This window comes from uncultured Anaerotruncus sp. (assembly GCF_902490045.1).
GTDB lineage: Bacteria > Bacillota > Clostridia > Oscillospirales > Ruminococcaceae > Anaerotruncus.
Map to the genome: position 1 here is coordinate 1 of NZ_CABUCJ010000117.1, position 7,157 is coordinate 7,157.

The 7,157-nt window shown below is 63.8% G+C and carries 8 protein-coding genes; 4 read left to right on the forward strand and 4 right to left on the reverse strand.

The window, feature by feature from the left end:
- Window positions 1-62: 62 nt before the first annotated feature.
- Complete coding sequence (locus RDM88_RS10670) at window positions 63-1,208, reverse strand: galactose ABC transporter substrate-binding protein (protein WP_308754824.1); 1,146 nt, start codon at window positions 1,206-1,208, stop codon at window positions 63-65.
- 445 nt (window positions 1,209-1,653) lie between these two features.
- On the opposite strand from RDM88_RS10670, the gene RDM88_RS10675 reads away from it, so the two are divergent.
- Genes RDM88_RS10675 through RDM88_RS10690 form a run of 4 tightly spaced genes read left to right on the forward strand, consistent with a single transcriptional unit; the run spans window position 1,654 to window position 4,520 of the window.
- Complete coding sequence (locus RDM88_RS10675) at window positions 1,654-2,076, forward strand: transcriptional repressor (protein ID WP_308754825.1); 423 nt, start codon at window positions 1,654-1,656, stop codon at window positions 2,074-2,076.
- On the forward strand, window positions 2,073-2,990 hold the full coding sequence (locus RDM88_RS10680; RefSeq protein ID WP_308754826.1) for a metal ABC transporter substrate-binding protein: 918 nt from the start codon (window positions 2,073-2,075) through the stop codon (window positions 2,988-2,990). The genes RDM88_RS10675 and RDM88_RS10680 overlap by 4 nt, the downstream gene beginning before the upstream one ends.
- Complete coding sequence (locus tag RDM88_RS10685; protein WP_308754827.1) at window positions 2,990-3,697, forward strand: metal ABC transporter ATP-binding protein; 708 nt, start codon at window positions 2,990-2,992, stop codon at window positions 3,695-3,697. Before RDM88_RS10680 ends, RDM88_RS10685 begins: the two co-directional genes overlap by 1 nt.
- Window positions 3,690-4,520 carry a metal ABC transporter permease gene (locus RDM88_RS10690; RefSeq protein WP_308754828.1) on the forward strand — a complete coding sequence of 277 codons (831 nt, stop codon included), beginning with the start codon at window positions 3,690-3,692 and terminating at the stop codon, window positions 4,518-4,520. Before RDM88_RS10685 ends, RDM88_RS10690 begins: the two co-directional genes overlap by 8 nt.
- 45 nt (window positions 4,521-4,565) lie before the next feature.
- On the opposite strand, the gene RDM88_RS10695 is transcribed toward RDM88_RS10690, so the two are convergent.
- Genes RDM88_RS10695 through RDM88_RS10705 form a run of 3 tightly spaced genes read right to left on the reverse strand, consistent with a single transcriptional unit; the run spans window position 4,566 to window position 7,057 of the window.
- Window positions 4,566-5,486, reverse strand: a complete 921-nt coding sequence (locus RDM88_RS10695) for a SufD family Fe-S cluster assembly protein (protein WP_308754829.1) — start codon at window positions 5,484-5,486, stop codon at window positions 4,566-4,568.
- The gene (locus RDM88_RS10700; protein WP_308754830.1) at window positions 5,479-6,213 is read right to left on the reverse strand and encodes an ATP-binding cassette domain-containing protein; all 735 of its coding nucleotides are present in this window, start codon (window positions 6,211-6,213) and stop codon (window positions 5,479-5,481) included. Before RDM88_RS10700 ends, RDM88_RS10695 begins: the two co-directional genes overlap by 8 nt.
- Before the next feature lie 46 nt (window positions 6,214-6,259).
- The gene (locus RDM88_RS10705) at window positions 6,260-7,057 is read right to left on the reverse strand and encodes a ZIP family metal transporter (protein ID WP_308754831.1); all 798 of its coding nucleotides are present in this window, start codon (window positions 7,055-7,057) and stop codon (window positions 6,260-6,262) included.
- Window positions 7,058-7,157: the final 100 nt, after the last annotated feature.

A 7,157-nucleotide genomic window follows, 5' to 3' on the forward strand; every position in this document is an offset into this window, starting at 1 on the left:
CCCCGCCTAAAGGTGCCTAGGAATGCCCGTTTATCAAACTAAATGCATCTGAGTGGTTCAGATTACATAAAGTCCTGATAGTTGTCGGCAGTGACCTTGACATACGGGACCCAGATGTACTTGCCATCGGTGACGTCGTAGCCAACGGTGTCCTTGGTGATCTCGAGACCCTGCGCAGCCGCGACGGCCACGTTGACGGTCGCGATGCCCTGGTTCTCAGCGTCGTTCAGAACGGTGCCGAGCAGCTCGCCCTTGCTCATGGACTCCAGAGCCGGAGCGGTCGCGTCAACGCCGACGACCGGGATGTACTTGGAAGCATCGCCAGTGTTGTAGCCTTCGGCCTTCAGGGCTTCGATCGCGCCGAGCGCCATGTCGTCGTTGTTCGCGAAGACAGCCTCGATCTTGTCAAGACCCTGGGAAGCGATGAAGCTCTTCATGAGGTCGGTCGCCTTGACCTTATCCCACATAGCGGTATCCTGGCCGAGCGCCTCGGTCTTGAAGGTGCCGTCGTCCTCGATGGCCTTGATGCAGTACTCGGAGCGGAGAACCGCGTCCTGATGTCCGGGCTCGCCCTGGAGCATCACGTACTGGATGGTGCCGTCGCCGTTCTTGTCGGCGTCCGCGTTGGCCTTGAAGTAGTCGAGGATGATCTGGCCGGACATCGTGCCGGACTCTTCAGCCTTCGCACCGACGTACCAGGTCTTGTCATACTTCGCCATGTCCTCTTCGGAGGGCTGACGGTTGAGCAGAACGATCGGGATGCCAGCGGCGGAAGCCTTGTCGATGATCGGGCCGGCAGCGGTCAGGTCGACCGGGTTGACAGCCAGAGCATTGACGCCCTTGGTGATGTAGGTGTCGACCTGCTCGTTCTGGGTCGGCTGCTTGTTCTGGGAGTCCACGATCTCGATGGTCGCGCCCAGGGACTCGGCCTGCGCGGTCATGTTGTTGCGGACGCCGGTCATGAAGGTGTCGTCGAATTTGTAGATGCAGGCGCCGACGGTGATGCCGTCGCCGTTCAGGGTCGCGGGAGCGGCGTCCTCAGCAGGAGCGGCGTCCTCGGCGGGAGCGGCATCCTCAGCGGGAGCGGCGTCCTCGGCAGGAGCCGGAGCAGGAGCAGGAGCAGGCTCAGCGGCGGGCTTGCTGCCGCACGCGGCCAGAGACAGAATCATAAGTGATGCGAACACGAGAGCGAGAATTTTTTTCATCATTCAATTCCTCCTAAACATTTGTGTTCTTTCTTCCGGCGGCATGGACGTATTCTCCCGATACGCTCGCGCCACCGTTTTCATTATAGACGGGGGCAAGATCGAAAACCATCAAATTTTCTTTGCAGTTTCATGAAATATCTTCACAGATATGACATTTTGGACGATAAACGCGCATTTGGTTTGTACATTTTGACAGATGTCTGTAAAATACAGACAGAAAGCATTTTAAAATGTGAAATGTTTTTGCCCAAACTGAACAGGAAAGGGGCGTTTTTCCACCTTTGCCAGATATTTACGAAACGCCCGTGGACAGCGGTTTTGCGGTGTATGGAAGCTGTAAAAATGGTGCAATATTCCTCTGTGGACGGTCCTGCCTTGACAAGCGCGGCGGGGTGGGGTAAAATATGAAATCGGAATTCATTTTCAAATTACAGGAGGCGAAGGAATGGCGGACGGGTACAAAACGCGCCAGCGGGAGCGGATTCTGCAGTTTTTGACCGACAACCGCGACAGGCACCTGTCGGCGGAGGACGTGGCCGCCCACCTGCGCGCCCAGCAGCTTCCGGTCGGGCGGACGACGGTCTACCGGACCCTCGACCGGCTGGTTGAGCAGGGGGCGGTGCGCCGCTACTACCTCGGCGAGGGCGCGGGCGCCTGCTACCAGTTCACCGGACGGGAGGACTGCCGCGAGCACTTTCATTTAAAGTGCACCGGCTGCGGCAGGCTCATCCACGTCGAGTGCGACTATCTCGGAGAGGTGGCGAAGCATGTGCTGGAGCACCACCGGTTTACGATCGACAACACCAAGACGGTGCTCTACGGCCTCTGCGCCGACTGCGCCGCGAAGGACCAGGGAGAATCCAAATGAAAAAGATCCGGAAAATCGCCGCCGCCCTGCTGGCGGTCCTCCTGCTGGCGGGCTGCGCGGCCCCGGCGGGCGGCGCCGAAGGGGACAGCCGGGTGAAGGTCGTGGCGACCCTCTTTCCCCAGTACGACTTCGCGCGGCAGATCGCGGGGGAGCATGCCGACGTAACGCTGCTGCTGCCCCCGGGGGTGGAGAGCCACTCCTACGAGCCGACCCCGGCGGACATCATTAAAATTGGAAACGCCGACCTCTTCTTCTATACGGGCGAGTATATGGAGCCGTGGGCGGAGAAGATCCTCGCCGGCGCCGGGGACGGGGTGCGGGCGGTGGACCTGTCGGCGCATGTGACGCTCGAAAGGGACGCCGACGGGGACGGCCACGACCACGGCGGGTACGACCCGCACATCTGGACCGACCCGCAGAACGCCAAGGTCATGGTGGACGACATCGCGGCGGCGCTCTGCGCGGCCGACTCGGAGAACGCCGGGGAGTACCAGACGGGCGCGGCGGAATACAAGGACCGGCTCGACGCGCTCGACGAACGGTTTTCCGAGGTCGTGGAGACGGGCAGGCGCCGGGAGATCGTCTTCGGAGGGCGGTTTGCGCTGCACTATTTCGCCGAGCGGTACGGGCTCACCTGCATCTCGGCGTTCGACTCCTGCTCGGGCGAGACCGAGCCGAGCGCGGGCGCGGTGGCGCAGATCATCCGCGCCATCGAGACGGACGGCGTCCCCGTCATCTACTATGAGGAGCTGACCGACCCGAAGGTCGCGCGCTCGATCGCGGAGGAGACGGGCGCGAAGCCGCTGCTGCTCCACTCCTGCCACAACGTCTCCAAGGAGGAGCTGCAAGACGGCGCGACCTATCTCTCGCTGATGGAGCGGAATGTTGAAAACCTGCGGGAGGGGCTGAACTGATGGCGCTGATATCCTGTAAAAACGTGACGATGGGCTACGAGAACCAGCTCGCCGTGGAAAACGTCAGCTTCGACATCGAGGACGGCGACTACGTCTGCATCGTCGGGGAGAACGGCTCGGGCAAGTCGACGCTACTCAAGGGGCTGCTCGGGCTCATGAAGCCGCGCGCCGGGGAGATCGTCTTCGGCGACGGGCTCAAACAGAATATGATCGGCTACCTGCCCCAGCAGACGGTCGTCCAGCGGGACTTCCCCGCGTCGGTGTGGGAGGTCGTGCTCTCCGGCTGCCTCAACCGCCGGGGGATGCGGCCCTTCTATTCGCCGGCCGAGCGGAAGATCGCGTCGGCCAACATCGAAAAGCTCGGCATCGGCGGGCTTGCCAGAAAATCCTACCGCGACCTGTCGGGGGGGCAGCAGCAGCGGGTGCTGCTCGCGCGCGCCCTCTGCGCCACCGAAAAGCTGCTACTCCTCGACGAGCCGGTGACGGGGCTCGACCCGGTCGTCACCAGCGAGCTGTACGCCCTCATCCGCCAGCTCAACGGGGAGGGCGTGACGATCGTCATGGTCAGCCACGACATCAACTGCTCGGTGCACAACGCGGGAAAAATCCTGCATATGGACACCGGCGTGCTCTTCTACGGGCCGTCGGAAAAATACCTGGAAAGCGACGTCTGCCGCAGGCTGCTGGGAGGTGACGTGCATGGGTGAGCTGTTCCGCGAGCTCTTTTCCTATTCCTTTATCAGCCGCGCGCTCGTCGTGGGCACCCTCGTCGCCCTCTGCGCCGCCCTGCTCGGGGTCTCCCTCGTGCTCAAGCGCTATTCGATGATCGGCGACGGCCTTTCCCACGTGGGCTTCGGCGCGCTGTCGGTCGCGATGGCGGTGAACGTCGCGCCGCTGGCCGTGTCGGTGCCCGTCGTCGTGATCGCCGCGTTTTTGCTGCTGCGCATCAGCGAGACGAGCAAGATCAAGGGGGACGCCGCCATCGCGCTCATCGCGTCGAGCGCGCTTGCGGTCGGCGTCATCGTCACCTCCCTCACCACCGGCATGAATACCGACGTCTACGGCTACATGTTCGGCAGCATCCTGGCGATGAGCGGGGGGGACGTCGTGCTTTCCATCGCGCTGTCCGCCGTCGTGCTCCTGCTCTTCATCTGCTTCTACAACAAGATTTTCGCCGTCACCTTTGACGAGGCGTTCGCGCAGGCCACCGGCACCAACGCGAAGCTCTACAACATGCTCATCGCCTTCCTGACGGCGATCACCATCGTCGTGGGCATGCGCATCATGGGCGCGATGCTCATCTCCTCCCTGGTCATCTTCCCGGCGCTCACCTCGATGCGGGTCTGCCGCAGCTTCAAGGGGGTCGTGATCGCCTCCGCCGCCGTGTCGGTCGTCTGCTTCTTCGCGGGCATCGTGGGGTCGTTCGCCTTCTCCACCCCGGCGGGCGCGTCGGTCGTCGTCGCCAACATCGCGGTTTTCGCCTGCTTCTGGCTGGCGGGGCTGCTGCGTTCCCGCTTCGGGAGAGCATAGCGGGCAAAAAGAGGGGGCCGCTCACGCGGCCCCCTCTTTTCCCGTCTATTTTAGGAATCCCTCGATGATCTTCTGCTCGGCCTCCTGTTCGGTGAGGCCCAGCGTCATCAGCTTGGTGAGCTGCTCTCCCGCGATCTTGCCGATGGCCGCCTCGTGGATGAGGGCGGCGTCGACGCTGGCCGCGGTCAGCTCGGGGATCGCGCTGACCGACCCTTCGTCCATGATGATCGCGTCGCAGGCGGAATGCCCGGTGCAGCGGGTGTTGCCGTTGATGACCGAGCGGAACACCTGGTGGGAACGGCCGCGCGCGACCGAACGGGAGACGAGGTCGCAGCCGGAATCCTCGCCCGCGAGATCGACGGTGAAGTCCGTCTCGGCGGTCTGCTCCCCGTGAGTCATGAGCTTTTCGCGGATGACCAGGCGGGCGTCCTTCATGAGCTCGGCGCGGGTGACGCGTTTGGTCGAGTCGACCCCCTTGATCTGGGTGGTGTCCATCTTCATGTAGCCGCCCTCGTCGATGCGGGCCCAGGTCTGCGGGTTGATGATCCGCCTGCCCGTCCCCTCGCCGATGCCGACGTGCTTTTCGAGGTAGAGGACCCGCGCGTTTTTGCCGATGAAGAAGCGGTGGATGCCGTTGTGCCGGGCCTCCTCCTCCCCCTCGTTGTGCACGCCGCAGCCCGCCACGATCGTGACGTCCGCGCCGTCGCCGATGTAGAAGTCGTTGTAGACGAGGTCGTGAACCCCCGTGTGGGTGACGCAGGCGGGAATGTAGACGGTTTCGCCCTTCGTCCCGGGCAGCACCTTGATGTCGATGCCCGGCTCGTCGGTTTTGGAGGTGATGCGCACGTTGTCGGTCGAGGCGCGCCCGGCGCAGCCGCCGTCCTCGCGGATGTTGTAGGCGGCGTTTTTCGGGACGCCGGAGAGCTCGGACACCATCTCGAGCAGCATTTCGGTGATCTTATTCATGGCAGATTCCCCCTTCCTGCGGGCAGAAGGCGCAGCGGCTCCCGTCGCCCGCGAGCAGGCCGGGCAGGAGCTCCTCACGCGGGCCGTGCGCCGTGACGACGCCGCCGGCCAGCACAATCAGCTCGTCCGCGATTTCCAGAATCCGCTCCTGGTGGGAGATGACGACGAGCGAACCGCTCGTCTCCCGGCGCATCTTCTGGAAGACGCCGATGAGGTTCTGGAAGCTCCACAGGTCGATGCCCGCCTCCGGCTCGTCGAAGATGGTGAGCCGGGTTTTGCGCGCCATGACCGACGCGATCTCGATCCGCTTGATTTCGCCGCCCGACAGGCTCGCGTTCACCTCGCGGTCGATGTAGTCCTTCGCGCAGAGTCCCACGTCGCTGAGGTAGCCGCAGAGCTGCTGCTCGCTCAGGGAATTCCCGGCGGCCAGCTCGACGAGGTCCCGAACCGTCAGCCCCTTGAAGCGCACCGGCTGCTGAAAGGCGAAGCCGATGCCGCGCCTGGCGCGCTCGGTGATGCCGAGGCCGGTGACGTCCTCCCCGTCGAGGAGGATGCGCCCGGCCGCCGGACGGGTGATGCCCGCGACGACGCGGGCGAGGGTGGACTTTCCGCCGCCGTTCGGCCCGGTGATCACGACAAATTTTCCGTCGCCGATTTTGAGGCTCACGTCCCGGAGGATGCCGCGGCTGTCGGCCACGTCCACGGTGATATTTTGAAGTTCCAGCATGTTTTCACTCCTGCTTTCTGTTGCTGATATCCGGATGGAATTCCCGCTATCCCAGCGCCACGTCGAGGATCATCATGACGAGGAATCCGAACATGACGCCGATGGTGCCCGTGTGGGAGTGCTCGCCGAGGTGCGCCTCGGGAATCAGCTCCTCGACGACCACGAAGATCATCGCGCCCGCCGCGAAGGAGAGCAGCCAGGGCATGACGGGGGAGACCGACCCGGCGATCAGCACGGTGAGGACGCCTCCGATCGGCTCCACGATGCCCGAGAGCGCGCCGTAGAGGAAGGCCCGGGTGTTGGAGAGCCCCTCCTTTTTGAGCGGGAGGGAGATCGCGGCGCCCTCGGGGAAGTTCTGCAGCCCGATGCCGATGGCGAGCGCGGCGGCCGCCGCGAAGGTGTTCGCCGCGCCTCCCTGCGCCGCCAGCGCGAAGGAGAGCCCGACCGCCATCCCCTCGGGGATGTTGTGCAGCGTGACGGCGAAGACGAGCATCGTCGTGCGCCGCAGGGAGGAGGGCATGCCCTCGGGGGAGTCGCTGCCCGGGTGCAGGTGGGGGAGCAGGCGGTCGAGCAGCATGAGGAAGAGCCCGCCGAGCACGAAGCCGCCCGCGGCGGGAATCCAGCCGACCGCGCCCTGTTCCTCCGCCATCTCGATGGCGGGAATGAGCAGCGACCAGACGGACGCCGCGATCATGACGCCCGCCGCGAACCCCAGAAAAACCTGCTGGAAGGACGCCTTGATCTCCCCGCGGAAGAAGAAGACGACCGCCGCGCCCAGCGCCGTCATCAAAAAGGTAAACCCCGTGCCGACAGCGGCCGACAGGACGGGATGCAATGCGTTCATAACTACCGCCTCCTTGGTCGCCTTATATTATACCAGACGAGTATAGAAAAGGGAAGAGGCATTTTTGCGGCGGCGCGCCGCTTCCCGGCGAAACAGAAAA